A 24,728-nucleotide genomic window follows, 5' to 3' on the forward strand; every position below is an offset into this window, starting at 1 on the left:
CTTTTAGCCTTTGCTAATGATTTTACCGCTTTGCGGTCTAAAACAAAATTTTATGAAATTATTTTTTGGCGACATTTTTCCGAAAGTAAAGATAAATGAAGATGAGCAACAGCATATTCTAAAAGTTTTGCGGATGAAATCTGGCGAAGAACTTTTCGTGACTGATGGAAAAGGAAATTTAGCAAAGGGAAATTTAGTTTTAGAAGGAAAAAAAGCAAATCTAAATATTTTAAGTATTAAAGAAAATTTACCTGATTTTTCTCCAAAACTTCATATTGCAATTGCGCCCACAAAAAATCTTGACAGAATTGAATTTTTTGTAGAAAAAGCTACAGAAATGGGAATTTCAGAAATTACATTTTTACAAACTGAAAAAACAGAGCGTAAGTTTTTAAGCATAGAAAAAATTCAAAAAAAAGCAATTTCTGCTAGCAAACAAAGTTTAAGATTTCACTTTCCCAAAATTAATGATTTAATTAAATTATCAGAATTTTTAATTAATATAAATTCTGAAAACACTTTTGTAGCGCATTGTGATGAAAATTTAGATAGAATAAATTTAAATGTTCTTCGGCAAACTCAGAATCACAAAGTGAATGATATCACTTTTTTAATTGGTCCGGAAGGTGATTTTTCTACAAAAGAAATTGAACTTTTAGCATCTAAAAACATTAAAGCAGTTTCTCTTGGAAACCAAAGACTAAGAACTGAAACGGCGGGAATTTTTGTGGCAGCTTGGAATTATAATGAAATGATTTAGCTTTCAAATTAATTAAAATTTTCCTAGAAATTAATTAAATTTGAAAAAAAACTAATGCTAAAAATTTCGTCATTTCTAAAACTATTTTTCCTAATTAATTTACTTTTTTTCAGTTTATTTTCAAGCCAAAAATTATTAAATCTCACCACTAATTATTTTGGTCCAAACGCCAATCCAGTTCCGGATTTTACAGATGCGACGATTCCAAAATTTACTGAACTTTCCGTTTATGGCGATTATTATTTTGGTTTCGGAGATAAAACTGTAAATCCATATTTGAAAATAGAAATTCCCTTAATTTCGGAGAAAGTTTCGCTGAAAATTTGGGCTGTTCCTTTAGAATATTATAATGTGACAGATGCCATAAAAACGAGAAGAGATATGCAAAAAAACTCTGGTTTTGCTTCCGGAGATGTTTATGTTCAAACCAGAATTTCACTTTTAAATAATAAAGAAAAAAACATTAATTTAGTTATAAACGCCACTTTAAAAACCGCTTCAGGAAGTGATTATAAAAACAGACGGTTTTTTAATACCGCTGGTTATTATTTTGATGCAGAATTGGGGAAAAGTTTTTTGCTAAAAAATAGTTTTCTGAATGAAATAAGATTGGTTGCAGACGCAGGATTTTATTCTTGGGACGTACAAACACCGAACTTAAATGTGCAAGATGATGCTTTGATGTACGGTTTTAAATTAATTTTAAAAAAGAAAAATGTTTCTTTGGAAAACACTATTTCAGGTTATAATGGCTGGATAAAACGTGCCTCAGATTATGGTGATAAACCAATTGTTTTTGCAACAAAACTAAATTTTCAAGATAAAAAAAATAAATATTTTATTCAGTATCAAAATGGAATTAGATATTTTCCATTTAATCAAATTAGAATTGGTGCAGTTTTTTCGCTTGAAAGTTGGACACCTAATTTCTTTAAATAATAAAATTGTACTTTTAAACTGAAAAGTAAATGAAATGAAATTTGAGCCAGAAAAAGAAATAAAAATATCAAAACGGAAAATATGCTATCCGATAAATTCTGAGCTTTTAGATTATTTAAAGTCTTACGAACGCACCTTTAAATCTCCAATTGTTTATGATGATTTACTCCGATATGTGGACAGTTATCCAATTTTAGACAAAGATGAAAATGATACTTTATGGCAAGGTGTGATTTATGGACCACAAGAAATGAGTGAAATTCATCTTAATTTAAAGAAAATTTATTCACGTTTAAGTTCAGATGGTGATTACGAAGGAACGGATCATCTTTTTGTAGATAGCGTAGATTATTGCACTTTTGGAAATTCACATCCTTTTCGAATAAAAATTAAAAATCAGTTTAATGATAATCACGATTATTTTTACATTAAAAAAGCGGACGCTTCTAGAATTTATGGGCTTGAAATAGAATACATTCTTTCACCAAATCGCATCAATTTTTTAGTTTATGAAAATACTTTGGTTGAAGAGCATATTTCTGGGATTCCAGGCGATGTTTTTTTGGATAAATATGTAGATGAAAATATGAATAAAATTCGGCTTGCGAAGGAATTTGTAAAATTTAATGAACGGTGTTTTTTACGACTTTTAGGCGATCAAAGAGCGTATAATTTCGTTATTGTTTTGACGCCTGATTTTGACCAAATGCAATATAGAATTCGAAGTATTGATTTTGACCAACAAAGTTATGAAGGAAAAATCAATCTTTATAAACCGCAGTTTTTTAGAGAAAATTTAGAATATGTGAAGTTTGTTACAGAAAATCTCGATGAATCTTCTATTAAACAATATCAACATGAAGAACGCGCTTTGATGGCGAAAAGAATGCTTGTTGGATCAAACCGTTTAAAAAAATTAATTAAAATAATGAAGGAAGATCAAATTGCACCTCATGAAAAAACGGTTCAATTACGAGAGGAGATTTTTAATATTTTACAAGATAATGAATTAAAAAAGCGTGAATCTATGGGTGAAATTATAGAAACTATTTTAAATTTTATTTTAAGAAATTATAAAAATAACGTGACAAAAACGTTTTAATGATTTGCAATTTTGATTGATAAATAAAAATACCTTCTGAAAAATCAGAAGGTATTTTATTTAAAATTTTGTTGAATTTTAGAAACTTAATACGCGAACATCAATCCTTCTATTTTGCGCTTTGCATTCATCTGTATCATTTTCAGGACAAACAGGAAATTGAGAACCAAAACCTTCAGCTTCTATTCTATCCGCAGCAACTCCTAACTTTGTTAATTCTAACTTTACAGTAGATGCACGTAAATTAGATAGAGTTTTATTGATTTCTTCAGAACCAGTATTATCTGTATAACCTCCCAATTTTAATTTTAAAGTTGGATAAGCGTTCATGAGTTTAGCAAGATTTTCTAATTGCAATTGTGAACCATCTTTTAAAGTATTTTCACCAGATTTAAAAAATAAATTTTGAATTGTAAACCAATGGTCTTTTTCTAAAAGACTCTCATCTCTCATTTTAATATCTTCAGCAAACAGTGCCAATTCGCTATTCTCACCAACATTTATAGTTTCATTGTTTGGCAATTTATAATCCATCATCGAACCTAAATCATAAACATAATCTCCGTCTGCATTTAATTTTCCTAAGTTTTTTACTTCATTAGAATTTGCAGTTGTAACTGGAGATGCATATAAAGCTTCCATTTTTTGCAAATTCTCTATTTTGTCATGTCTTTCTTTTTTAATAGAATCACCATGAACTTTCAATAAAGAAGGTGCAATTACTAAAGAAACGATTGACATTAATTTAATTAAAATATTCATTGATGGACCAGAAGTATCTTTAAATGGATCTCCTACAGTATCTCCAGTTACAGATGCTTTATGCGGTTCTGAACCTTTGTAATGAATTTCACCTTTAATATCTGCTCCTTTTTCAAAAGATTTTTTCGCGTTATCCCAAGCTCCTCCTGCATTATTTTGGAAAATTCCCATCAAAACGCCACTCACAGTTGCGCCCGCTAAAAACCCTCCTAAAACTTCAGGTCCGAAAATAAAACCAACAATAATTGGAGAAATAATAGTAATTGCGCCTGGTAAAAGCATCTTTTTAATTGAAGCATCTGTAGAAATTGCTACACATTTTTCATATTCGGGTTTTCCAGTTCCTTCTAAAATTCCAGGAATTTCTCTAAATTGTCTTCTTACTTCTTCTACCATTGCCATCGCAGCTTGTCCAACTGCACGTATTGCTAAAGAAGAAAATATAAATGGAATCATTGCTCCAACGAATAAACCAGCCAAAACATCGGCTCTATAAATATCAATGCTATCAATTCCTGCAATACCAACAAAAGCAGCAAACAAAGCCAAAGCTGTTAATGCAGCAGAAGCAATAGCAAAACCTTTTCCAGTTGCAGCAGTTGTATTTCCAACAGCATCTAAAATATCTGTTCTCTCACGAACTTCTTTTGGAAGTTCACACATTTCTGCAATTCCACCTGCATTATCTGCAATTGGTCCAAAAGCGTCTATTGCTAATTGCATTGCAGTTGTTGCCATCATTCCAGCTGCTGCAATTGCAACTCCGTAAAGTCCAGCAAAATAATAAGAACCTAAAATTCCACCTGCTAAAACTAAAATCGGTAAAAATGTAGATTCCATTCCTACAGCTAAACCACCGATGATATTGGTTGCATGACCAGTTGAGGATTGATCTACAATACTTTGAACAGGTCTTTTTCCCATTGCCGTATAAAACTCTGTAATCACACTCATTAAAGTTCCTACAATTAATCCAACGATGATTGCACCAAAAACGCCCATTCTTGTAAATTCATGTCCACGTAACACCATGTGTTCTGGTAATAAATAACTAACTAAAAAGAAAGATGCAAAAGCGGTAATTACAATACTTCCCCAATTTCCAAGGTTCAAAGCGTTCTGAACTTTTTGTGTACTTAAACCAACACTATCAGAAATTTTAACGAAAAATGTTCCAAAAATTGAAAATATAATTCCTGTTCCAGCAATTAACATTGGTAATAAAATTGGAGCAAAACCACCAAAATTATCCATTGAAATTGTTTCTCTTCCTAAAACCATAGTTGCTAAAACAGTTGCAACATAAGAACCAAATAAATCGGCGCCCATTCCTGCAACGTCTCCTACGTTATCTCCTACGTTATCTGCAATTGTAGCTGGATTTCTGGGATCATCTTCTGGAATTCCAGCTTCTACTTTTCCAACTAAATCTGCACCTACATCGGCTGCTTTTGTATAAATTCCACCACCTACTCTTGCGAAAAGTGCGATAGATTCTGCCCCTAAAGAAAATCCTGTAAGAATTTCAATGGTTTTTTCCATTTCATGAGAACTTACTAAAGCATCTGGAGCGAAAATTTGTTTAATAATAATAAATAGTGAACCCAAACCTAAAACCGCTAAACCTGCAACTCCCATTCCCATTACAGTTCCACCAGTAAATGAAACTTTCAATGCTTTAGATAAAGAAGTTTTTGCAGCTTGTGTTGTTCTAACATTAGATTTTGTTGCGATTTTCATCCCAATAAATCCTGCAGTTGCAGAAAATATTCCACCAACAATAAAAGAAATTGCGATACTCCAATGTGAATTTTCATTAGAATATCCCATTATAGATAAAAGAATTGCAACAATTACAACAAAGTAACTTAAAACTTTATACTCAGATTTTAAGAAAGCCATTGCTCCATCTGCAATATGGCCACTGATTTCTTTCATTTTTCCGTCTCCGGCGTCTTGTTTGGTTACCCAATTGCTTTGGATAAAAGTAAAAATCAGAGCAATAATACCGAAAACCGGCACCAAATAAAATAAATTCATAGTTAAAATAATTTTTTTGTTAAAGAGACGTTAAATATAGAAAATTATCTGATATAAAAGCTTTTTAATGCTATAAAAATAATTTTTTATTAGAATATTTTATAAAAAAATTGTAAAATCTTATCCACCAAATTTATCTGCATAGTCTTTCTGTGATGCCACAATTACTTCTTTTGCATGATCTACTCCATAAACCAAATCAATTCTACATTTTGATGGTTCAGTTGGTAAATTTTTATATGTGAGGAAATAATGTTGTAAACGATTAATTTCTGCAGCAGGTAATTCTGAAATATCACGGAAATGTCCATAAGATTGATCTCCTACCATTACTGCAACTATTTTATCATCCGCTTCTCCTTTATCAATCATTTTAAAACCACCTATGGGAATCGCATCCATTAAAAGATTTCCTGCATGAATGTTATGCGAACTCAAAACTAAAATATCTAAAGGATCGTGATCTCCCGAAGAAACATCTTCTGAACCACCTTCTACAGCCAATCTTTTAACTTCATCATGACAATAAGTTCTCGGAATAAAGCCGTAAAGAGCCGGAATAATATTTGAAAATTTTTGAGGACGATCCACTTTTAAATAACCACTTTCTTTATCTACTTCATATTTTATGGTGTCTGAAGGGACAATTTCCACAAAAACAGTTACCACTTCCGGAGCATTTTCTCCAGCTGAAATTCCGTGCCACGGATGGGCTTTAAAATTTGGAATCATTATTTTTAATATATTTTTTAGTTTAAAAGCGCAATATCTTTGCGCAAATCATTGATTGTTTCTGAAATAAAATCTGAATCTTCTACATATTTCATGAGAAAAACAGTTTTAAAATCTTTTAAATCTTGAAGGTTGTGAACTTCTTCAAAGGTTTTATGAAGAAGTTGTAAAATATTATTTTTTGAAGTCACAATATTATTCCAAGTGTTTTGTCTTAAATAAAGTTGTTGTGAAGCATTATAATCAAATTCTTCTTGAATATTTTTTTCTGTTAAGAAAATAAATTCACTCGGTTTTAAATTTTTATCAAATTTCATAACCAAATTTGAAGGCTTCAATCTTTCTAAAAAGAGAGTCATTCTTTCGTAAGCTTGAAGTTTATTTTCTGAATTAGATTTTAAACTTAAAAGCTGTAATTCTTTATTTTTTAGTTTTAAAAAAGTAAATACAAATTGTCTTAGCAAAACCAAAAATGGAATTGCAATAATTATTGGAAATACATATGGAAAAAAAGCGTCAAAATTCATATAAAAATTGAGGGTGCAAATTTAGTGATAATTCTGAAGTTCTTCAATAAAATTTTTAATAAAGACCTTTTTGAGTTCTTCAAAATTGCATATTTATAAGAAATTGCTCCAAATCTATCATTAAATTTCGCCACATTTTCTATATCACTTCCCACAAAATCAAAATTTTTATCTTTAATAAATTCTTGCAAACAATTATCAATCATTATAGAAGGTAGATTTTTATTTGATAACAATTGAGCGTTAATAAATAAACTCAGATAATAGGTTTTCTTTCCTTCATATAAATAAACTAAAGATTGCGTTTTTTCTTTAAAATTTAAAATTCTACATTGTCCAATTTTTGAATTTAAAAGTTTCTGAATGATTTTATAATAATCTTCTTTAATTTTCTGATTTTTAGCACCTAAAATATTATTCAAAAAAAAAGATTTAATTTCATTTCTTTTATTTTTTAAAATTGAAATATTTCCATCTAAATCACCAATAATTCTTACATTTCTTCTACGATGAACACTGTATTTCTTTTTAATATTTTGATACAAATTTTTTTCTAAAAAGTAAGAAGTTTTCGTTTCAACTGGCTGATTAAATTGATTATTCTTATTAAATGAATAAATTAAAACTAAAAAATTATTTTGCAAATAGTGATAAAAAAGAGAATTGATTTCCGGATTATCAATCTCTGAAAAAACGCCCAATTGCTGACAAATTTTTGGCATTAAAATAAAAGTAAAACCTAATTTCCGTACAAACGAAACTGGCATTATCGCTTCATAATCATTATAAACTAAAAGAAACCATTGTTTATTAGAAACAATATCTAAAAATTGTCGTTCCGCATAATCAGAATTTTGGCAGGAATTTTCTAAACATTTATTATATTTATTAAAATCTATTTCTTTGTATTTCAATATTTTAATCATAATAAATTTTCATCTGCAAAACTGAAATAAGTACTTTGAGTAATTATAAGATGATCTAAAAGCTGAATATTTAAAATTTTCCCTGCTTCAGAAATCTGTTTTGTAATTTTCATATCTGCTTCAGAAGGTTTTAAATTTCCTGAAGGATGATTGTGCGCAACCATAATTCCGGTGCAGGAAAACTCAAAAGCTTTTCTAAATAAAACACGAACATCTACTAAAGAATAATTTATTCCACCAGTAGACAATTGAGATTTTCCTAAAATTTTATTTTTTTGATTCAGAAAAATCACCCAAAATTCTTCCGTTGACAAATCTGCTAAAAACGGATGAAACACTTTAAAAGCATCATTGCTTGTAGAAATTTGAACTTTTTCTGGCACTTCCTGCGCAGATTTTCTTCTACCAATTTCCAAAGCAGCAGAAATTGAAATGGCTTTTGCTTCGCCAATTCCTTTAAATTTCATTAAGTCTTGCAAGTTTAATAAACTCAAATTATGCCAATTATTTCCGACTGATTCTAAAATTCTTCTTCCCAATTCCACTGCAGTTTCATTGCGACTTCCGCTGCTCATAATTATCGCTAAAAGTTCAGAATCTGAAAGCGCACTTTTCCCTTTCAAAAGAAATTTTTCTCTTGGTCGGTCGTCTTCGGCAAGGAATTTTATTGACATTTTTTAATTTGAAAATGCGTTACTGTGCTAATTTGAAAATTATACTTATTATTATTTTAGATCTTAGTTTTTCCACTAATTTTCTCTAATTCACAATCAAACCATCTTTCATTATCAATTTCCGATCAGTAATATCTGCTAATTTTAAATTATGAGTTACAATCACAAAAGTTTGGTTGTATTTATCTCGCAAATCAAAAAATAATTGATGTAAATCATCTGCATTTTTAGAGTCCAAATTTCCTGAAGGTTCATCGGCGTAAATTATTTTTGGAGAATTTATTAAAGCTCTTGCAACTGAAACTCTTTGTGCTTCACCGCCAGAAAGTTCGTTTGGTTTGTGATGCAATCTATCTGTTAATCGCAAATCATCGAATAAAGAATACGCTTTATCCATAGATTCCTTCTCATTTTTCCCTGAAATTTTAGTAGGAAGAAGCACATTTTCTAAAGCTGTAAATTCTGGTAATAATTGATGAGATTGGAAGACAAAACCAATTTTCTCATTACGAAATTTAGACAATTGTCTGTCATTCATATTAATGAAAGATTCGCCATCAATTGTAATTTCGGTGCCATATTTTTTAGTATTAGTTGGTGCATCTAAAGTTCCTAAAATATGCAAAAGTGTAGATTTTCCTGCGCCAGATTCGCCCACAATAGAAATTACTTCACCTTCTTTTATATGAACTTCCACGCCTTTTAAGACTTCAAGATTACCGTAAGATTTGTGGATGTTTTTTGCTTTTATCATAAGGTCAAAAATAGGGATTTGATTTTAATTTTTGATAATTATTAAACAAAAAAAATCCTTTCAAATTATTTTTGAAAGGATTTAATATATTTTAATTAGAAAATATTAAAGTAATAAAGTCAAAGGGTTTTCTAAATAAGTTTTTAAAGTTTGTAAGAATTGTGCTCCAGTTGCGCCATCTACAACTCTGTGATCACAAGCTAAAGATAATTTCATTGTATTTCCAACAACGATTTGTCCGTCTTTAACAATTGGTTTTTCCACAATTGCACCGACTGATAAAATTGCAGAGTTCGGTTGATTAATGATTGACGTAAAAGTTTCAATTCCAAACATTCCAAGATTTGAAACGGAGAAAGTTGAACCTTCCATTTCATTGGCTTTCAAACCTTTGGATTTTGCTCTTCCCGCCATATCTTTTACTGCCGCAGAAATCTGGGTATAATTCATAAAATCGGTATTTTTCAAAACAGGAACAACCAAACCATCTGGAATTGCAACTGCAACTCCTACATTTATATCGCCGTGATGAATAATTTTATCAGCTTTCCAAGTAGAATTTACTTGTGGATGTTTTCTCAAAGCCATTGCAGTTGCTTTAATAATCATATCATTAAAAGAAATTTTGGTATCTGGTAAAGAATTAATTTCTTTTCTGGCTACAATCGCTTTATCCATGTTGATTTCAACAATTAAATAATAATGCGGTGCAGTAAATTTACTTTCAGATAAACGTTTTGCAATAATATTTCGAACTTGGGAATTTGGCGTTTCCGTAGTTTCTCCAGCAACGAAATTTGTTGGAATTTGAACTGGTGCTGCTTTTGCAGAAACTGTTTCAGAGCTTTGTTTTGCTTCTACTTTTGCCGTCGGTTGATAATTTTCAATATCTTTTTTTACAATTCTTCCATTATCACCGCTTCCTTTTAAAGAATGAAAATCAATTCCTTTATCTTCTGCCATTTTTTTAGCTAAAGGAGAAATTGCAACACGATCCGTAGAATTTTGATTTGTAACAGAAGTTTCTTGCGAAACAGTCGGTTTTTCTTTTTCTTCTACTTTTTCAGTATTTTCTTTCGGTTTTTCTGCGGCTTTTTTTGGAGCAGAACCACCGGAAATAATTCCGGAAACATCTGTTCCTTCAGGTCCAATAATCGCTAAAACTGTATCAACTGGTGCTGCTTCATTTTCTTCTACACTTCTGTATAGAAGAATTCCTTCAAATTCTGACTCAAAATCTTGAACAGCTTTGTCGGTTTCAATTTCAGCAATAATATCACCTTCTTTTACTTTGTCTCCAACATTTTTATGCCATTTCGCTACTTTTCCTTCCGTCATAGTATCAGAAAGTCGCGGCATATTGATAACTTCTACTCCTTCTGGAATTTCAGCAGATTCGGTAAAATTTGATTCTTCAACTTTTTCATCAGATTTACTTTCTTCCGTTTTATCTTCAGATTTTTTTTCTTTAGAATTTCCTTCTTTTAAAGCAGAAATATCTTCTCCTTCTTTACCAATAATTGCTAAAACGGAATCAACTGGAGCTGCACCATTCTCTTCGACACCAACATATAAAAGTGTTCCATCAAATTCTGATTCAAAATCCTGAACGGCTTTATCTGTTTCTATTTCGGCTAAAATATCACCTTCCTTTACAGAATCTCCTACTTTTTTATGCCATTTTGCCACTTTACCTTCAGACATTGTATCAGAAAGTCGCGGCATTGTAATTACTTCAGCCATTGTTTTTTATGTGATAATGAGTTAATGTAACAATGTGCAAATTAAATTTTCGAAAATATTTTTCAAATTTGCACATTATCAATTTATTTTAATTTTCTAATTGGTCTAAAAATGGATAATTTTCTTCTGAATATACGTACTCATAAACTTTATCTTTTGTTGGATATGGAGAATTTTCCATAAACTCCACACATTCATCTACAAAGTCACGTGATTTATTTTCAATATTTTCTAACTCTTCATGAGTTGCCCAATTATTTTCTAAAATTCTTTGTTTTACTAGTTCAATTGGATCATGGTTTTTTTGCATTGCCACTTCTTCTTTAGTTCTATAAGGTTCTGCATCAGACATTGAATGTCCTCTGTAACGGTAAGTTCTGGCTTCTATAAAAGTGGGACCATCTCCTCTTCTTGCTCTTTCAATTGCTTCAAAAGCAGCTTCTGCAACTTTTTCTGGATCCATTGCATCTACTGGTAAACAAGGCATTTCATATCCTAATCCTAATTTATAAATATCTTCGTGGCTCGCTGTTCTTTTTACTGAAGTTCCCATTGCATATTGGTTATTTTCAACTACAAAAACGACTGGTAATTTCCAATTCATCGCCATATTAAAAGTTTCATGCAAAGAACCTTGTCTTGCAGCACCGTCTCCAAAAAAACAAATATTTACTCCGCCGGTTTGGAAATATTTATCTGCAAAAGCAATTCCAGCTCCTAAAGGAATTTGACCTCCTACAATTCCATGACCGCCATAAAAGCGATGTTCTCTACTAAAAATATGCATAGAACCACCCATTCCGCCAGAAGTTCCTGTTGCTTTTCCACATAATTCTGCCAAAACTCTTTTTGGATCAACTCCCATCGACATTGCGAGAACGTGACATCTGTAAGCTGTTATCATACTGTCTTTTGACATATCCATGGCGTGGGTAAAACCTGCAGGAATTGCTTCTTGACCATTATATAAATGTAAAAATCCACGGATTTTTTGTTTCAAATAAAGAGAACGGCATTTGTCTTCAAACCTTCTCCACATCGTCATATCTTCATACCATTTAAGGTAAACTTCTTTCGAAAATTCTTTCATTTATAGATATTTATTGTTTTCAATAGTTAAATGTAATCATCTTTAAGTTAATACTGTTTGGTGTGAAACTTATATAGAGCGATTTCATACTAACTTGGAATATTAGGCAAAAATAATAAAAACTTTCATTTTTTACTAGCAAACCACCTGAATAATTTTTTACAGTCATTTTTTTTAACTTAATTTTGAAGAATTGAAAAGCCTATGTTATTTAAAGAATCTTCTTTTATTTTAAAATTAGCGAAATTTTTTACTAATTTATTCAATCCCTTATTTTCACTTTTATTGTATTTTTTTTATGTACAAATTAAAGTGGGAGATTTTAATGAAGGTTTAAAACAGTTTCTTTTATTATTTTTTATCCTTATTCTTCCCATATCTTTTTGGATTTATAAACGTGTGAAGAGCGGTAAATACTCGGATGCAGATGTTTCTGACAGAAAAGAGCGCAAAACACTATATTATTTTATTATTGCGGCACTCACAATTTATATTTTAATAAATTATCTAATTACTAATAAATTTGAAACGGAAATACTTTATTTATTGTTCTTACTTATCATAATGCAAATCAGTAATTTATTTATTAAAAGTTCAATGCATACCGCTTTAAATATTTATGTAGCTGCTCTGTTTTTCGCTCAAAATCATTACTTGGGAATTATTTGGTTAATAATAAGTTTAATAGTTGGTTTCACCAGAATTATTTTAAAAAAACATACTTTACAAGAAGTTATAAGTGGTGCAATTATCGCAATTGTTGTTTCAAGTTTATTTTTAAATTTTGATTAAAATTTTTATGAAAATTACAAATCTCACGCCTTCCGAAGAAGACATTATGCAGGCTTTATGGAGTTTAAACACTGCTTATTTGCGAGATATAATGGCAGAATTACCTGAACCAAAACCGCATCAAAATACTGTTTCTACCTATCTCAAAATATTAGTTGAAAAAGAATTTTTAAAAACTGAAAAAGAAGGCAGAATCTTTAAGTATGAGGTTATTATTCCTCTTGAAGAATTTCAAAATTTTAAATTAAAACAATTTATCAAAAGATATTTTAAGAAAAACTCCATAGAATTAGTAGAGCGATTATTAGATTTAAAAACTATTTCAACAGAAGATTTGCATCAATTTTTTGAAGTAAAAACCAGCGTTATACCAAAACGTAAAAAGAAAAAAAAGAAAAAAACGGCACTTCGGGAATTTGTAGAAGAACTCACAGAAAAGAAAAAGAAAAAAAAGAAAAAATAAAATTTTATTTTCTTTCAGAAAGCATTTTCACCATTTCCAAACCTCTTGTAAAGCTCGTTTTCATCATATCGTGATATTCATTTGGAGAATGCACAATTACTTTTAAATGCGTAAAACATTCGCGCTCAGATAAAAAATATTTTTCTTCCATTCCACTCCATTCTTCAACTTCTTTGGTTTTTGTAGTTTCAACATTATTTTCAACCCAACCTAAATGTCTAAAAACAATTTCAAACGGTTTTTTTAAAGTAGAAATTGTAGAAACCATTCCGTTTCCTTTTTGGTCTAAAAAGTATGTTTTTCCGCCAATTTTCCAATCGGTTTTCATAACAGAATCTTTGGAAAAAAATTGCGTCCATACTTTATAAGTTTCTTCATCCCAAAGAATTTTCCAAATTTCTTCTGGTGAAGATTTTATATCAATTTCAAAATTTAAAGTTTCCATTTCTATTTATATAAAATTAGTGATTTTCCACATATTTGTGAAAATTATCCAAAATTGCATACCAATTATTTCTTTGGCTATCTCTTAAATTATCATTTTCTGGTTGGAAAATTTGTATAACTTCCGTGGTTTTACCATCTATTTCATGGAATTGAGTTTCAATAGTTCTTCCATCTATGAGATGAGATTTAAGTAATTTTAATGGAATAATTTCATCATAAACCCCTTCAAAATCAAAATGAAAATTTTCTTTTTTAGATTCCATTCGATATTTAAAACTTCCACCGACTTGCAAATTATTTTCTGCTTTTGGGCAAAACCACGAAGGATCTGTAAAATTCCATTTCATTATATGATTAGGTTCTGTATAATATTTCCAGACTTTTTCTACATTTTCTAAGATGATAATTTTTAAAGTAATTTTGTCCATAACCGAAAGTATTTTATTATTAAATGATTTTAAAAATACAAAATTTTATTGAATTTTCGAACCTATTTTTTGATTTCAAATAAAAAAGAGAATTACAAAACATTTTAAAATTTTATAATTCTCTTTTTCTATTAATCTTGTAAACATTAAACTATTTTAATGCAGAAAGTGCCGCTTCATAATTGGGTTCTTGTGCAATTTCTGGAACTTGCTCGGTGTAAAGAACTTTATTATTTTCATCCGTTACAATTACTGCTCGACTTAATAAACCTTTCATGGGTGAATCTACCAATTCTACATTGTAATTTTGTCCAAAATTTCCTCGGAAATCTGAAAGACTTTCAACGTTATCTAAACCTTCTGCAGCACAAAATCTACTTAATGCAAATGGTAAATCTTTAGAAATATTTATAACCACTGTGTTTTCTAAATCATTTGCCTTTACATTAAATTCTCTTGCAGAAGCTGCACAAACTCCGGTATCAATACTTGGAAAAATATTTAAAATTTTACGTTTTCCCGCAAAATCTGAAAGTGATTTTTCATTTAAATCTGATCCTGTTAATTTAAAATCTTTTATTTCTGAGCCCACGTTTGGAAGTTCTCCAACAGAATTTATTGCATTGCCGTGTAATGTAATTTTTGCCATAATATTTTATATTTTATTTTAGTTCAAATTTAATGAATATTGAAAGGAAAAACAAAGACAAAGACACTTTTAAACAAAATTTAACAGATTAGAAAAAGCAATTTTAATAATTTTATTGCTAAAACATAATTCCTTATTTTTGCAATCATTAAAAAATCAAAAATTATAATTATAATGCCTAATCATTCTAAAATTTATTATACTCTCACGGATGAAGCTCCAATGTTGGCAACGCATTCTTTTTTACCAATTGTAAAAGCCTTTGCAAAAACCGCAGATATTGAAATTATTCCCTCAGACATTTCTTTAGCAGGAAGAATTTTAGCCAATTTCCCAGAATATTTAAAAGAAAACCAAAAGGTAACTGATTCTTTAAAACAATTAGGAGATTTAGCAAAAACACCAGATGCGAATATTATTAAATTACCAAATATTTCTGCTTCTACGCCACAATTAGATGAAGCCATTTCAGAACTTCAAAAAGACGGATATAATATTCCAAATTATCCATCTGAACCAAAAAATGAAGAAGAAAAAGCGATAAAAGCAAAATATTCTAAAGTTTTGGGAAGTGCGGTAAATCCAGTTTTGCGTGAAGGAAATTCTGATAGAAGAGCGCCAAAAGCAGTAAAAAATTACGCTAAAAATAATCCACACAGAATGGGAGAATGGAAATCTGATTCTAAAACTGAAGTGGCTTATATGAATAGTGGTGATTTTTTTGGAACTGAAACTTCTACAACTATTGAAAATGACGGAAGATATAAAATCGTTTTTTATGGAAATGACGGTTCTTCAAAAATATTAAAAGATTTTACACCTTTAAAAGCAGGAGAAATTATTGATTCTTCCGTAATGCATCTGAATTCTTTAAAATCATTTGTGAAAAAAACAATTCAAGAGGCAAAAGAAAAAGATGTGATGATTTCTGCGCATTTAAAAGCAACCATGATGAAAGTTTCTGACCCAATTATTTTTGGAGCAATTGTAGAAACTTATTTTAAAGATGTTTTTACTAAATATGCAGATTTATTTAAAACTTTAGACGTCAATCCAAATAACGGTTTGCAAGATTTGTATGATAAAATTTCAGGAAAACCAGAAGAACAAGAAATTAAAAATGCTATTTCTCAAACTTTAGAAAACGGTGCAAAAGTAGCGATGGTAAATTCTGACAAAGGAATCACCAATTTCCATGTTCCTTCTGATGTAATTGTAGATGCTTCCATGGCTGCTTTAGTTCGTGGTGGCGGAAAAATGTGGAATAAAGAAGGGAAAGAAGAAGACACAATTACCATAATTCCAGATAGAAGTTACGCTGGATTTTATGAAGCCGTAGTTGAAGATATGAAGAAAAACGGCGCACTTGATCCAAGAACAATGGGTTCTGTTCCAAATGTCGGATTAATGGCGCAAAAAGCAGAAGAATACGGCTCTCACGATAAAACTTTTCAAGTATCTGCAGACGGAATTGTAAAAGTTGAGAACGAAAATGGCGAAACTTTATTAGAACAAAAAGTAGAAAAAGACGATATTTTTAGAATGTGTCAAACCAAAGATGCACCAATTCAAGATTGGGTGAAATTGGCGGTAAACCGTGCGAGATTATCCGACACACCTGCAATTTTTTGGCTCGATCATGAAAGAGCGCACGACCGAGAAATCACGAAAAAAGTAGAAAAATATTTAAAAAATTACGACACTTCTGGTTTAGACATTCGCATTTTGGATATTAAAGAAGCGATGAAAGTAACCTTAGAAAGAATCCGTGAAGGAAAAGACACCATTTCAGTTTCTGGAAATGTTTTAAGAGATTATTTAACAGATTTATTTCCGATTTTAGAATTGGGAACTTCTGCAAAAATGCTTTCTATTGTTCCATTAATGAATGGCGGCGGACTTTTTGAAACCGGAGCAGGTGGATCTGCGCCAAAACATATTGAGCAATTTATTGAAGAAGGTTATTTAAGATGGGATTCTTTAGGTGAATTTTTAGCTTTACAAGCGAGTTTAGAATTTATTTCGCAAACAAAACACAACCAAAAAGCGCAAGTTTTAGCCGATGCTTTAGACGCAGCAAATGATTTATTTTTAGCGAATGACAAATCTCCTGCAAGAAAATTGGGACAAATTGATAATCGCGGTTCTCACTTTTATTTAGCAATGTATTGGGCGCAAAAATTAGCGGAACAAACGCAAGATTCTGAACTTTCAAATCATTTCAAAAAAGTAGCGGAAGATTTTAAAAATAATGAAGAAAAAATTAATTCTGAATTAATTGGCGCACAAGGAAAACCGCAAGATATTGGTGGTTATTATTTTCCAGATTTTAAGAAAACGGATGAAGCAATGCGACCATCAGAAACTTTAAATTCAATTATAAGTACAATTTAAAATTTTAAGAAAAACAATTCAAACAGCAATTTTTACAATTGCTGTTTTTTTATTGTTTATTTTTATTTTAAATCTTCAATCTGTTGCGAAATATTTTTAATATGTTTTCCATAAAAACATTGAAACCACCATTTCCCAACAAAAAATAATAAAGTAAGAGAAAAAAGCACCAATCCTAAAAATAATATAGCAAATTTTAAATTACTAAAATGATCATAAGCTGGAATAAAATTAATAACAATCATTAATTCACACACAAGAAATGGCACAAAACTTAAATAAAAAGAAATATAATATTGCTTGTTTAGTTGGAATTGTAGCATTAAATCTTTTAAAGATTCAAAAGTTTTTACTGTAAGATTGGAGATTTCTTTGTAGAATAAGAAAAATTGGTAGAAAAAAAATGAAACGACTATAACCATTGAAAAAGTGAGCATTGTAAGATAAAACTTAAACTTAAAAGGCATAAAAGTTAAACTCCAAATAAATACAAATGCAAATGCGAGAAAAAACACGCTAGACCAAAATTCCATGCGCATATTTCTGCGGATTTTTTCTAACGGTAAATGCAATTCTTTTTGTTTTTCTAAGGAAATTTCTGGCGTAGATTCTGGAGATTCATTTTGCCACGTATTTTTTAAACTATCTAATTCCATATCAATTTTATTTTAAAAGTTCTTTTAATTTTAATTTTGCGCGGTTTAGTTTTACACGAACGTTCACTTCTGTAATTCCCATTTCATTTGCTATTTCTTTTCCACTAAAATTTTCTAAATAATAGAAAATCAAAGCTTTATCAATATTATTAAGTTGATGAATTGCATCATACATTTTCTTTAAATTCTCTTCGGTTTCAACATCATAATTTTCAACTGCTACAGAAATGTTTTCATCAAAATTTGCCGAAAATCCTTTTCTTTTCTTTTCAGATTTTAAAAAAATGATTGCCGTATTCAATGCAATTCTATAAAGCCAAGTTGAAAACTGACTTTCGCCCCGAAATTTCGGATAAGATTTCCACGCTTGATAAGTAATTTCCTGAAACAAATCTTGCTGATTATCTAAATCATCCATATACATTTTAGAAATTTTAAATAAAATTCCTTTGTGTTTTTCGATTTGTGCTAAAAATTCTTGAGAAGAATGATTCATTTTTTAATGTCTATTGCATTAGTTTAAACTTTTAAAATATGTTACAAAAAAAAAGTATAATGAAAATTAATCGAATCATTAAATAAGAACTCAAAGTTTTTAGATCTAGAAAATGTACTTTTAGCAAGTCAAATTATATGATTGATAATAATAGAATTTTCAAACCGATAAATTTGAAAATATAAAAATGGTCTCAGAAATTTATAAATATTAGTAATTTTATAAATTTCTAAATAATCGGTTAATGATTTGAGATTTTCAATAACAAATTCGGATCCGGACAATTTTCTTTGTAAAAATCCAAATCTTTTAAACTGCAAACGCCGGGATAATCACCTTTTTTATTTTCTATATTTTTAATAATTTGAAAATGCAAATGCGGCGCATAATCTCCATTGATTGGTAATTTTCCCAGTTCTGCAATTTTTTGTCCTTTTGTTACAATTTGTCCTTCCATTTTTCCTTCTAAACTTTCTAAACTTAAATGACCGTATAAAGTGTAAAAAGTAACATCTTCAATTTCGTGTTCTAAAATAATAGTTGGACCATAATCTCCAAACGCCGTATTATTTTGAAAACTATGAATTTTTCCATCTAAAGCGCTTAAAACCGAAGTTCCCGCTTTTATCCAAAGATCCAAACCGATGTGAATATTTCGTTCTTCTACATTTTCTTGGTTAAAATTTTCACTTCTTTTATAGAGATTTCTTTTTTCTAAATACCCGCCGAAAGCTACTTTTGCGTTGTTTTCTGAAAGATGTTTTTCTACAAATTCTTCGAATTTATTTGCGTCTGTTAAATCTAAATTAAGTTTATCGGTATGTTTTGCCGAAAGATCAAAAGCAGCGTAATCGCTATAATTAATTTTTTCATCGATTACTTTTATGTTTTCTTGATTTTTTAGAATTTCTTGAAATAAATTCATGGGTTCTTATTTTAATTTATTAAAACAAACCTTCATCCACAAAATTCGGCAAGGTCACTTTTAAATTTGGTTCATTTTCCATCGCTCTTTTAATTGCAAAAACTGAATTTTCATTTCGTGCCCAACTTCTGCGGGAAATTCCATTAGTAACATCCCAAAAAAGCATTGATTTTAATTTTCTTTCTGCTTCTGCACTTCCGTCAAGCAACATTCCGAAACCGCCGTTGATGACTTCGCCCCAACCAACGCCGCCTCCGTTGTGAATGGAAACCCAAGTTGCACCACGAAAACTATCGCCAATGACATTTTGAATTGCCATATCTGCCGTAAATCTGGAACCGTCATAAATATTTGAAGTTTCCCGATAAGGTGAATCTGTACCAGAAACATCGTGGTGATCTCTTCCTAAAATCACTTCGCCGATTTCTCCATTTTTGATCGCATTATTAAAAGCTTCCGCAATTTTCATTCTGCCCTCTGCATCGGCGTAGAGAATTCTCGCCTGAGAACCAACTACCAAATTATTTTCTTGTGCGCCTTTTATCCAAGTAATATTATCTTGCATTTGTTGCTGAATTTCTGCTGGAGAATTTTTCATAATTTCCTCTAAAACTTTACATGCCAATTGATCCGTTTTTTCTAAATCTTCTGGTTTTCCGCTTGCACAAACCCAACGAAACGGACCGAAACCAAAATCAAAACACATCGGTCCCATAATATCTTGCACATAACTTGGGTATTTAAACTCTCTTCCCAAAGTGGGATTTTTTGCTAAAATATCCGCTCCCGCTCTACTCGCTTCTAATAAAAAAGCATTTCCATAATCGAAAAAATAAGTGCCTTTTGAAGTGTGTTTGTTGATTGCTTTTGCGTGTCTTCTCAAGCTTTCATAAACTTTTTCTTGAAAAAGTTCTGGGTTTTCAGCCATCATTTTATTAGAATCTTCGAAAGAAATTCCGACCGGATAATAACCACCGGCAAAAGGATTGTGAAGTGATGTTTGATCGGAACCAATATCAATTTTAATATTTTCCTTGTCAAATTTTTCCCAAACTTTCACTACATTTCCAAGATATGCGAGCGAAACAGTTTCCTGATTTTCCTGCGCTTTTTTTACTCTAGAAACCAATTGATCTAAATCTTCATGGATTTCATCCACCCATTTTTGTTCGTGACGAATCTTTGCGATTTTCGGATTGACTTCCGAAATCACTGTGATGCAACCTGCAATATTTCCTGCTTTTGGTTGTGCGCCGCTCATTCCGCCCAATCCGGATGTAACAAAAAGTCCAGCTTTTGGTGATTTCTTTATTTTTCTAAATGCGTTTAAAACCGTAATTGTTGTTCCGTGAACAATTCCTTGAGGACCGATGTACATATAACTTCCCGCCGTCATTTGTCCGTATTGCGAAACTCCAAGTGCATTAAATTTTTCCCAATCGTCTGGTTTGGAATAATTTGGAATAACCATTCCGTTCGTCACGACAACTCGCGGTGAATCTTTCGAGGACGGAAATAATCCCATCGGATGACCAGAATACATGGTTAAAGTTTGTTCATCCGTCATTTCAGACAAATATTTCATTGTCAAAAGATATTGCGCCCAATTTTGGAAAACCGCGCCATTTCCACCATAAGTAATAAGTTCGTGTGGATGTTGCGCAACTGCATAGTCCAAATTGTTTTGAATCATAAGCATAATTGCTTTTGCTTGTAAAGATTTTCCAGGATATTCAGAAATTGGTCTCGCTTTCATTTCATAATCTGGGCGAAAACGGTACATATAAATTCTACCAAAATCTTCTAATTCTTGTTGAAATTCAGGTAATAATTCTGTATGGAATTTGGGTTCAAAATAGCGCAAAGCATTTTTTAAGGCAAGTTTTTTTTCTTCTTTATCGAGAATATCTTTTCGCTTTGGTGCGTGGTTTATTTGAGTATTGTAAGGTTTTATTTTTGGTAATTCTGACGGAATTCCTTTTTTAATTTGTTCTTGGAAAGTCATTGTTGAAAATTTGAAATTCTTTTGGCTTAAAGATATTCAATTAAAAAAAGATTACCAAAAATTTCAATTTTTTCTGGCAGATTTTACAAATTGAACAAATTTTTTTAATCAACACTCTACCTCAATTTAATTTAATAGTAAACAAAACTCCATTTAATTCCATCAAAAAATAAAAAACCCGAGCTTTTTAGCCCGGATTGAAATGGAAATCCTGTTATTGCGAGCTGCGGTCAATTTCTAATCAACGGATTGCTTTTGTTTTGCTCGCAATGACAGATTGTAATGGAAAGCCGGAACAATTTCCAAGAAAACTGAAACCGATTTGCTTCAAATTTTAAGAAATTAAATCTTCATTAATTTCTTCATGGTTGTCATTATTATCGCTTGTACTATAATAATTATTTTCTTCATCTTCAGAACCCACTTCTTCTTGCGCATTATCCAATTCAGAACCAGGAACATCCAAATTTTCTTCCATATTATCGTTCAAATCTTCATTTTCTTCAAGCGTACCATTTGGATCAATGGAAGTATGTGTTTCTTGATTGAAGATATCTTCAGATTTCGGATAATTTATTTTTTTTAAATTTTCGTTTTGCTCTTTGAGATTATTTTCAGTATTCATAATATAATTTTTAAGATTTATAACAAATCTTTTGCCACAAATTATTCTCACAATTTGAGACAAATTCAAACAAATAAAGATTATAATTTCAAAAAAATAGCATTTATAAAATTTTTGTAGATTATAGTTAATCATTTTAAAATTTTATTTGATATTTGTAGTTAATTTTAAAATATGACAAAAACGAACGCTTACATAAAAGGAACGGGATCTTATTTACCACCAAAAATTTTAAAAAATGATTTTTTCGAAGCTGTAGGTTCTTCTGATGAATGGATTTTTAAAAATTTAGGAATTAAAGAAAGAAGAATTGCAGTAGGCGAAGTAACAAGTGATTTGGCTTATAAAGCAGGTTTAAAGGCTTTAGAAGGAACAAATGTGAAACCAGAAAATATTGATTTAATTATTGTCGCCACTTCTACTCCCGACAGACAAGCGCCTTCTACGGCGTGTTTTGTACAAGAAAAGATGGGTGCTTTTCAAGCAGTGGCTTTTGATATTTCGGCCGTTTGTTCTGGTGGACTTTATGGAATTGCAATTGCGTGCCAATTTGTACAAACTGGAATGTATAAAAATGTTTTGGTAATTGGAGCGGATACTTTTTCCACGATTACTGATTGGGAAAGAAAAGATTCTGTATTTTTCGGCGACGGAGCAGGTGCAATTTTAATCTCCGCAACTAGCGAAGATAAAGGTTTCTTTGATTTTAAATTACACGCAGATGGACGTGGAAAATTACATTTTAATATTCCTGCAGGTGGTTGCGAAATTCCTGCATCAGTAGAAACTTTAAAAAACAGACAGCATTTTTTCCAAATGAATGGAAAGGAAGTTTACAACACCGCGACAAAAGTTTTACCCGAGGTAATTACAGAAATTCTAGGAGCAAATCATTTAACTTCAGACAATGTTGATTGGGTAATTCCGCACCAACCAAGTATTAGAATTTTACAGGAAACTGCAAGAAAAGTTAATATTCCCTTCGAAAAAGTAATGACAAATATGGATAAATATGCAAATACTTCGGGCGGAACAATCCCAATTGTTTTAGATGAAACCTTCAAAAGCGGAAAAATAAAACCTGGAAATCTATTACTTTTTGCAGCCGTAGGTTCTGGTTGGACTTGGGGAACGGCGCTTTATAAAGCGTAAAGTTGTTCAGTTGTTCAGTTGTCCAGAAATTATTAAAAAAACTTTTTACTTTTTACTTTATATTTTTTACTTTTTACTTTAAAATTATGCTTTCAAATCAAACTTTTTTAATCACTGGAATTGCAGATGAAAATTCATTAGCTATGAAAATAGCAGAAAAAGTGCTGCAAAATAATGGAAACGTTGTTTGCACTGGACTTGGCGTCACACCATTTCACAAAAATTTATCTGAAAAAGCAAAGGATTTTTTAAATAAAAATTATGCAGATTTTGATAATGCAGTGAAAAAAGTTTTAGGAAATAATGTTTATACCACACCTTTAGATGTTACTTTGCCTAAAAGTTTACAGTTTTTAGCACATGATTTAAAAGAAAAAAATATTCCTATTAATGGTTTTTTACACGCCATTGCAATGGATAAAACAATCAGAAATAAATCTGTAAAACCAATGTTGGAAGTTACTGCAGAAGAATTTAATGACACTATGAATGTTTCTGCATTTTCATTGATTTCACTTTGCCACGCTTTATTGGATAATGGCGTTCTCCAAAACGGCGCTTCAATTGTGTCTTTAAGTTATATCGCTGCAGAAAAAGTTTCATTTTTTCCATATATTAATATGAGTATTGCAAAAGCAGCATTAGAAAGATTAACGATTGAAATGGCTTATGAATTGGGAAATAAATACGGAATCAGAGCAAATGCTTTGAGATTTTCACCTTATATGGGAAGTAAAGCAGGAAATGCGACGTTGAAAGACGAAGATGTTGCAAGAGCTCATCGATTAAGTCCGCTTGGAAATGCTTTGCCAGAAGATTTAGCGCATGAAGTGGTTCATCTTTTCCGTAAAGAAACTAGAATTACAGGTGAAATTCGGCATGTTGATGGAGGTTTTCATATTATGGGATAAAATCAAAATTTTAAATTCTAAATTTTAGATTTGAATTAAATTCCATCTTTAAAGATTTGTATCACCTAACATTGGTACGAATTTATAAATTCCAAATTCTTCTTTTTGAATTTTATTTTCTGAAATTTTTGTAAATCTGTATAAAATTTGCTCATCAGTTTTTCCTAAAGGAATGACCATTTTCCCGCCGATTTTTAGTTGATGTAATAATTCTTGTGGTAAATTTTCTGCACCACAAGTCACTAAAATTTTATCAAAAGGTGCAAAAGTTGGAAGTCCCAAGAAACCATCACCAAAACTTTGAAATTTCGGACGACAATTTAATTCCTTAAATTTCTTTTTAGAATAATCAAATAAATCTTTTTGTCTTTCAATAGTAAAAACCACAGCGTGCATTTTCATTAAAACCATTGTTTGATAACCGCAACCAGTTCCGATTTCCAAGACTTTTTCGTCTTTATTAATTTCTAAAAGTTCGGTTTGTTCGGCAACTGTTGATGGATGCGAAATTGTTTGTTGCGCAGCGATGGGAAATGCGCGGTCTTCATAGGCAAATTCTTCAAAGATACTTTGTATAAATAAATGTCGCGGCACATCATTCATTGCTTTTAAAACATTTTCATCTGAAATCCCGATTTTCTCCCGAAGATATTCTACTAAAAATTTTCGTTTGCCTTTATGTACAAAAGAATCCGTCATATTACAAAAATAGCAATTTTAGATGGAAGTTGGAAGA

25 protein-coding genes are annotated in these 24,728 nt (G+C 30.7%); 8 read left to right on the forward strand and 17 right to left on the reverse strand.

Translation table 11 applies throughout. The annotated features are described in order from the left end of the window. The first annotated feature begins 52 nt into the window (after nt 1-52). The 3 genes from ACN0WB_RS05010 to ACN0WB_RS05020 are packed head-to-tail and all read left to right on the forward strand — an operon-like array spanning nt 53 to nt 2,801. Nucleotides 53-760 carry an RsmE family RNA methyltransferase gene (locus ACN0WB_RS05010; RefSeq protein WP_417429459.1) on the forward strand — a complete coding sequence of 236 codons (708 nt, stop codon included), beginning with the start codon at nt 53-55 and terminating at the stop codon, nt 758-760. Nucleotides 761-814: 54 nt separating this feature from the next. Further along, nucleotides 815-1,699 (forward strand): hypothetical protein, encoded by an 885-nt coding sequence (locus ACN0WB_RS05015; protein ID WP_417429461.1) that lies wholly within the window; start codon nt 815-817, stop codon nt 1,697-1,699. Between the two features lie 34 nt (nt 1,700-1,733). Further along, a complete protein-coding gene (locus ACN0WB_RS05020) occupies nt 1,734-2,801 on the forward strand; it encodes a hypothetical protein (protein WP_417429463.1) in 1,068 nt (355 codons plus the stop codon). A 78-nt stretch (nt 2,802-2,879) separates the two neighbouring features. Here the strand turns inward: ACN0WB_RS05020 and ACN0WB_RS05025 are convergent, their stop codons facing one another. The 8 genes from ACN0WB_RS05025 to pdhA all read right to left on the reverse strand — a co-directional run bounded on the left by ACN0WB_RS05025 (nt 2,880) and on the right by pdhA (nt 12,049). Further along, nucleotides 2,880-5,603 carry a sodium-translocating pyrophosphatase gene (locus ACN0WB_RS05025; RefSeq protein WP_417429465.1) on the reverse strand — a complete coding sequence of 908 codons (2,724 nt, stop codon included), beginning with the start codon at nt 5,601-5,603 and terminating at the stop codon, nt 2,880-2,882. 120 nt (nt 5,604-5,723) lie between these two features. Beyond that, nucleotides 5,724-6,335 carry an inorganic pyrophosphatase gene (locus ACN0WB_RS05030; RefSeq protein ID WP_417429466.1) on the reverse strand — a complete coding sequence of 204 codons (612 nt, stop codon included), beginning with the start codon at nt 6,333-6,335 and terminating at the stop codon, nt 5,724-5,726. Nucleotides 6,336-6,352: 17 nt separating this feature from the next. After that, nucleotides 6,353-6,862 (reverse strand): hypothetical protein, encoded by a 510-nt coding sequence (locus ACN0WB_RS05035; RefSeq protein ID WP_417429468.1) that lies wholly within the window; start codon nt 6,860-6,862, stop codon nt 6,353-6,355. After that, nucleotides 6,859-7,788 carry a hypothetical protein gene (locus tag ACN0WB_RS05040; RefSeq protein ID WP_417429470.1) on the reverse strand — a complete coding sequence of 310 codons (930 nt, stop codon included), beginning with the start codon at nt 7,786-7,788 and terminating at the stop codon, nt 6,859-6,861. The genes ACN0WB_RS05035 and ACN0WB_RS05040 overlap by 4 nt, the downstream gene beginning before the upstream one ends. Then, complete coding sequence (gene radC, locus ACN0WB_RS05045; RefSeq protein WP_417429472.1) at nt 7,785-8,462, reverse strand: RadC family protein; 678 nt, start codon at nt 8,460-8,462, stop codon at nt 7,785-7,787. The genes ACN0WB_RS05040 and radC overlap by 4 nt, the downstream gene beginning before the upstream one ends. A gap of 85 nt (nt 8,463-8,547) precedes the next feature. Further along, nucleotides 8,548-9,216: an ABC transporter ATP-binding protein gene (locus tag ACN0WB_RS05050; protein ID WP_417429474.1), complete on the reverse strand. Its 669-nt coding sequence runs from the start codon at nt 9,214-9,216 to the stop codon at nt 8,548-8,550. A gap of 105 nt (nt 9,217-9,321) precedes the next feature. After that, complete coding sequence (locus ACN0WB_RS05055) at nt 9,322-10,959, reverse strand: 2-oxo acid dehydrogenase subunit E2 (RefSeq protein WP_417429476.1); 1,638 nt, start codon at nt 10,957-10,959, stop codon at nt 9,322-9,324. A gap of 88 nt (nt 10,960-11,047) precedes the next feature. Continuing rightward, a complete protein-coding gene (gene pdhA / locus ACN0WB_RS05060; protein ID WP_417429478.1) occupies nt 11,048-12,049 on the reverse strand; it encodes a pyruvate dehydrogenase (acetyl-transferring) E1 component subunit alpha in 1,002 nt (333 codons plus the stop codon). Nucleotides 12,050-12,253: 204 nt separating this feature from the next. Here pdhA and ACN0WB_RS05065 point away from each other — a divergent pair, with 204 nt between their 5' ends. Continuing rightward, nucleotides 12,254-12,841 (forward strand): phosphatase PAP2 family protein, encoded by a 588-nt coding sequence (locus tag ACN0WB_RS05065; protein WP_417429480.1) that lies wholly within the window; start codon nt 12,254-12,256, stop codon nt 12,839-12,841. A gap of 7 nt (nt 12,842-12,848) precedes the next feature. Further along, a complete protein-coding gene (locus tag ACN0WB_RS05070) occupies nt 12,849-13,304 on the forward strand; it encodes a BlaI/MecI/CopY family transcriptional regulator (RefSeq protein WP_417429482.1) in 456 nt (151 codons plus the stop codon). A 4-nt stretch (nt 13,305-13,308) separates the two neighbouring features. Here ACN0WB_RS05070 and ACN0WB_RS05075 read toward each other — a convergent pair whose 3' ends face one another. The 3 genes from ACN0WB_RS05075 to tpx all read right to left on the reverse strand — a co-directional run bounded on the left by ACN0WB_RS05075 (nt 13,309) and on the right by tpx (nt 14,828). Next, nucleotides 13,309-13,749 carry an SRPBCC domain-containing protein gene (locus tag ACN0WB_RS05075; protein ID WP_417429484.1) on the reverse strand — a complete coding sequence of 147 codons (441 nt, stop codon included), beginning with the start codon at nt 13,747-13,749 and terminating at the stop codon, nt 13,309-13,311. Between the two features lie 16 nt (nt 13,750-13,765). Continuing rightward, nucleotides 13,766-14,179, reverse strand: coding sequence for an SRPBCC domain-containing protein (locus ACN0WB_RS05080; RefSeq protein ID WP_417429485.1), 414 nt, complete (start codon nt 14,177-14,179; stop codon nt 13,766-13,768). A 151-nt stretch (nt 14,180-14,330) separates the two neighbouring features. After that, nucleotides 14,331-14,828, reverse strand: coding sequence for a thiol peroxidase (gene tpx / locus ACN0WB_RS05085; protein ID WP_417429487.1), 498 nt, complete (start codon nt 14,826-14,828; stop codon nt 14,331-14,333). 174 nt (nt 14,829-15,002) lie between these two features. Between tpx and ACN0WB_RS05090 the strand changes: the two genes are divergently transcribed. After that, the gene (locus ACN0WB_RS05090) at nt 15,003-17,222 is read left to right on the forward strand and encodes an NADP-dependent isocitrate dehydrogenase (protein WP_417429489.1); all 2,220 of its coding nucleotides are present in this window, start codon (nt 15,003-15,005) and stop codon (nt 17,220-17,222) included. Nucleotides 17,223-17,284: 62 nt separating this feature from the next. Here the strand turns inward: ACN0WB_RS05090 and ACN0WB_RS05095 are convergent, their stop codons facing one another. The 5 genes from ACN0WB_RS05095 to ACN0WB_RS05115 all read right to left on the reverse strand — a co-directional run bounded on the left by ACN0WB_RS05095 (nt 17,285) and on the right by ACN0WB_RS05115 (nt 21,929). After that, on the reverse strand, nt 17,285-17,878 hold the full coding sequence (locus ACN0WB_RS05095; RefSeq protein ID WP_417429491.1) for a hypothetical protein: 594 nt from the start codon (nt 17,876-17,878) through the stop codon (nt 17,285-17,287). A gap of 7 nt (nt 17,879-17,885) precedes the next feature. Then, nucleotides 17,886-18,374, reverse strand: coding sequence for an RNA polymerase sigma factor (locus ACN0WB_RS05100; RefSeq protein WP_417429493.1), 489 nt, complete (start codon nt 18,372-18,374; stop codon nt 17,886-17,888). Nucleotides 18,375-18,615: 241 nt separating this feature from the next. Further along, on the reverse strand, nt 18,616-19,299 hold the full coding sequence (locus ACN0WB_RS05105; protein ID WP_417429495.1) for a peptidoglycan DD-metalloendopeptidase family protein: 684 nt from the start codon (nt 19,297-19,299) through the stop codon (nt 18,616-18,618). 19 nt (nt 19,300-19,318) lie between these two features. After that, complete coding sequence (locus tag ACN0WB_RS05110; RefSeq protein ID WP_417429497.1) at nt 19,319-21,304, reverse strand: urocanate hydratase; 1,986 nt, start codon at nt 21,302-21,304, stop codon at nt 19,319-19,321. Between the two features lie 334 nt (nt 21,305-21,638). Next, complete coding sequence (locus ACN0WB_RS05115; RefSeq protein WP_417429499.1) at nt 21,639-21,929, reverse strand: hypothetical protein; 291 nt, start codon at nt 21,927-21,929, stop codon at nt 21,639-21,641. 174 nt (nt 21,930-22,103) lie between these two features. Here ACN0WB_RS05115 and ACN0WB_RS05120 point away from each other — a divergent pair, with 174 nt between their 5' ends. Both ACN0WB_RS05120 and ACN0WB_RS05125 read left to right on the forward strand, forming a co-directional pair. Then, on the forward strand, nt 22,104-23,081 hold the full coding sequence (locus ACN0WB_RS05120; RefSeq protein WP_417429501.1) for a beta-ketoacyl-ACP synthase III: 978 nt from the start codon (nt 22,104-22,106) through the stop codon (nt 23,079-23,081). Nucleotides 23,082-23,167: 86 nt separating this feature from the next. Next, nucleotides 23,168-23,992, forward strand: coding sequence for an SDR family oxidoreductase (locus ACN0WB_RS05125; protein ID WP_417429503.1), 825 nt, complete (start codon nt 23,168-23,170; stop codon nt 23,990-23,992). 48 nt (nt 23,993-24,040) lie between these two features. On the opposite strand, the gene ACN0WB_RS05130 is transcribed toward ACN0WB_RS05125, so the two are convergent. Continuing rightward, the gene (locus ACN0WB_RS05130) at nt 24,041-24,691 is read right to left on the reverse strand and encodes a protein-L-isoaspartate(D-aspartate) O-methyltransferase (RefSeq protein WP_417429505.1); all 651 of its coding nucleotides are present in this window, start codon (nt 24,689-24,691) and stop codon (nt 24,041-24,043) included. Nucleotides 24,692-24,728: the final 37 nt, after the last annotated feature.

The organism is Halpernia sp. (assembly GCF_048269545.1).
GTDB lineage: Bacteria > Bacteroidota > Bacteroidia > Flavobacteriales > Weeksellaceae > Halpernia.

What these genes read in the sequence shown, in the direction of transcription:
- ACN0WB_RS05130 (WP_417429505.1), bottom strand. Translation starts at nt 24,691, where the DNA reads ATGACGGATTCTTTTGTACATAAAGGCAAACGAAAATTTTTAGTAGAA.
- ACN0WB_RS05065 (WP_417429480.1), top strand. Translation starts at nt 12,254, where the DNA reads ATGTTATTTAAAGAATCTTCTTTTATTTTAAAATTAGCGAAATTTTTT.
- ACN0WB_RS05115 (WP_417429499.1), bottom strand. Translation starts at nt 21,929, where the DNA reads ATGAATACTGAAAATAATCTCAAAGAGCAAAACGAAAATTTAAAAAAA.
- ACN0WB_RS05055 (WP_417429476.1), bottom strand. Translation starts at nt 10,959, where the DNA reads ATGGCTGAAGTAATTACAATGCCGCGACTTTCTGATACAATGTCTGAA.
- ACN0WB_RS05090 (WP_417429489.1), top strand. Translation starts at nt 15,003, where the DNA reads ATGCCTAATCATTCTAAAATTTATTATACTCTCACGGATGAAGCTCCA.
- ACN0WB_RS05095 (WP_417429491.1), bottom strand. Translation starts at nt 17,878, where the DNA reads ATGGAATTAGATAGTTTAAAAAATACGTGGCAAAATGAATCTCCAGAA.
- ACN0WB_RS05020 (WP_417429463.1), top strand. Translation starts at nt 1,734, where the DNA reads ATGAAATTTGAGCCAGAAAAAGAAATAAAAATATCAAAACGGAAAATA.
- ACN0WB_RS05075 (WP_417429484.1), bottom strand. Translation starts at nt 13,749, where the DNA reads ATGGAAACTTTAAATTTTGAAATTGATATAAAATCTTCACCAGAAGAA.
- ACN0WB_RS05080 (WP_417429485.1), bottom strand. Translation starts at nt 14,179, where the DNA reads ATGGACAAAATTACTTTAAAAATTATCATCTTAGAAAATGTAGAAAAA.
- ACN0WB_RS05050 (WP_417429474.1), bottom strand. Translation starts at nt 9,216, where the DNA reads ATGATAAAAGCAAAAAACATCCACAAATCTTACGGTAATCTTGAAGTC.
- pdhA (WP_417429478.1), bottom strand. Translation starts at nt 12,049, where the DNA reads ATGAAAGAATTTTCGAAAGAAGTTTACCTTAAATGGTATGAAGATATG.
- ACN0WB_RS05125 (WP_417429503.1), top strand. Translation starts at nt 23,168, where the DNA reads ATGCTTTCAAATCAAACTTTTTTAATCACTGGAATTGCAGATGAAAAT.
- ACN0WB_RS05035 (WP_417429468.1), bottom strand. Translation starts at nt 6,862, where the DNA reads ATGAATTTTGACGCTTTTTTTCCATATGTATTTCCAATAATTATTGCA.
- ACN0WB_RS05110 (WP_417429497.1), bottom strand. Translation starts at nt 21,304, where the DNA reads ATGACTTTCCAAGAACAAATTAAAAAAGGAATTCCGTCAGAATTACCA.
- ACN0WB_RS05025 (WP_417429465.1), bottom strand. Translation starts at nt 5,603, where the DNA reads ATGAATTTATTTTATTTGGTGCCGGTTTTCGGTATTATTGCTCTGATT.
- ACN0WB_RS05070 (WP_417429482.1), top strand. Translation starts at nt 12,849, where the DNA reads ATGAAAATTACAAATCTCACGCCTTCCGAAGAAGACATTATGCAGGCT.
- ACN0WB_RS05010 (WP_417429459.1), top strand. Translation starts at nt 53, where the DNA reads ATGAAATTATTTTTTGGCGACATTTTTCCGAAAGTAAAGATAAATGAA.
- ACN0WB_RS05030 (WP_417429466.1), bottom strand. Translation starts at nt 6,335, where the DNA reads ATGATTCCAAATTTTAAAGCCCATCCGTGGCACGGAATTTCAGCTGGA.
- radC (WP_417429472.1), bottom strand. Translation starts at nt 8,462, where the DNA reads ATGTCAATAAAATTCCTTGCCGAAGACGACCGACCAAGAGAAAAATTT.
- ACN0WB_RS05015 (WP_417429461.1), top strand. Translation starts at nt 815, where the DNA reads ATGCTAAAAATTTCGTCATTTCTAAAACTATTTTTCCTAATTAATTTA.
- ACN0WB_RS05105 (WP_417429495.1), bottom strand. Translation starts at nt 19,299, where the DNA reads ATGAATTTATTTCAAGAAATTCTAAAAAATCAAGAAAACATAAAAGTA.
- ACN0WB_RS05100 (WP_417429493.1), bottom strand. Translation starts at nt 18,374, where the DNA reads ATGAATCATTCTTCTCAAGAATTTTTAGCACAAATCGAAAAACACAAA.
- tpx (WP_417429487.1), bottom strand. Translation starts at nt 14,828, where the DNA reads ATGGCAAAAATTACATTACACGGCAATGCAATAAATTCTGTTGGAGAA.
- ACN0WB_RS05120 (WP_417429501.1), top strand. Translation starts at nt 22,104, where the DNA reads ATGACAAAAACGAACGCTTACATAAAAGGAACGGGATCTTATTTACCA.
- ACN0WB_RS05040 (WP_417429470.1), bottom strand. Translation starts at nt 7,788, where the DNA reads ATGATTAAAATATTGAAATACAAAGAAATAGATTTTAATAAATATAAT.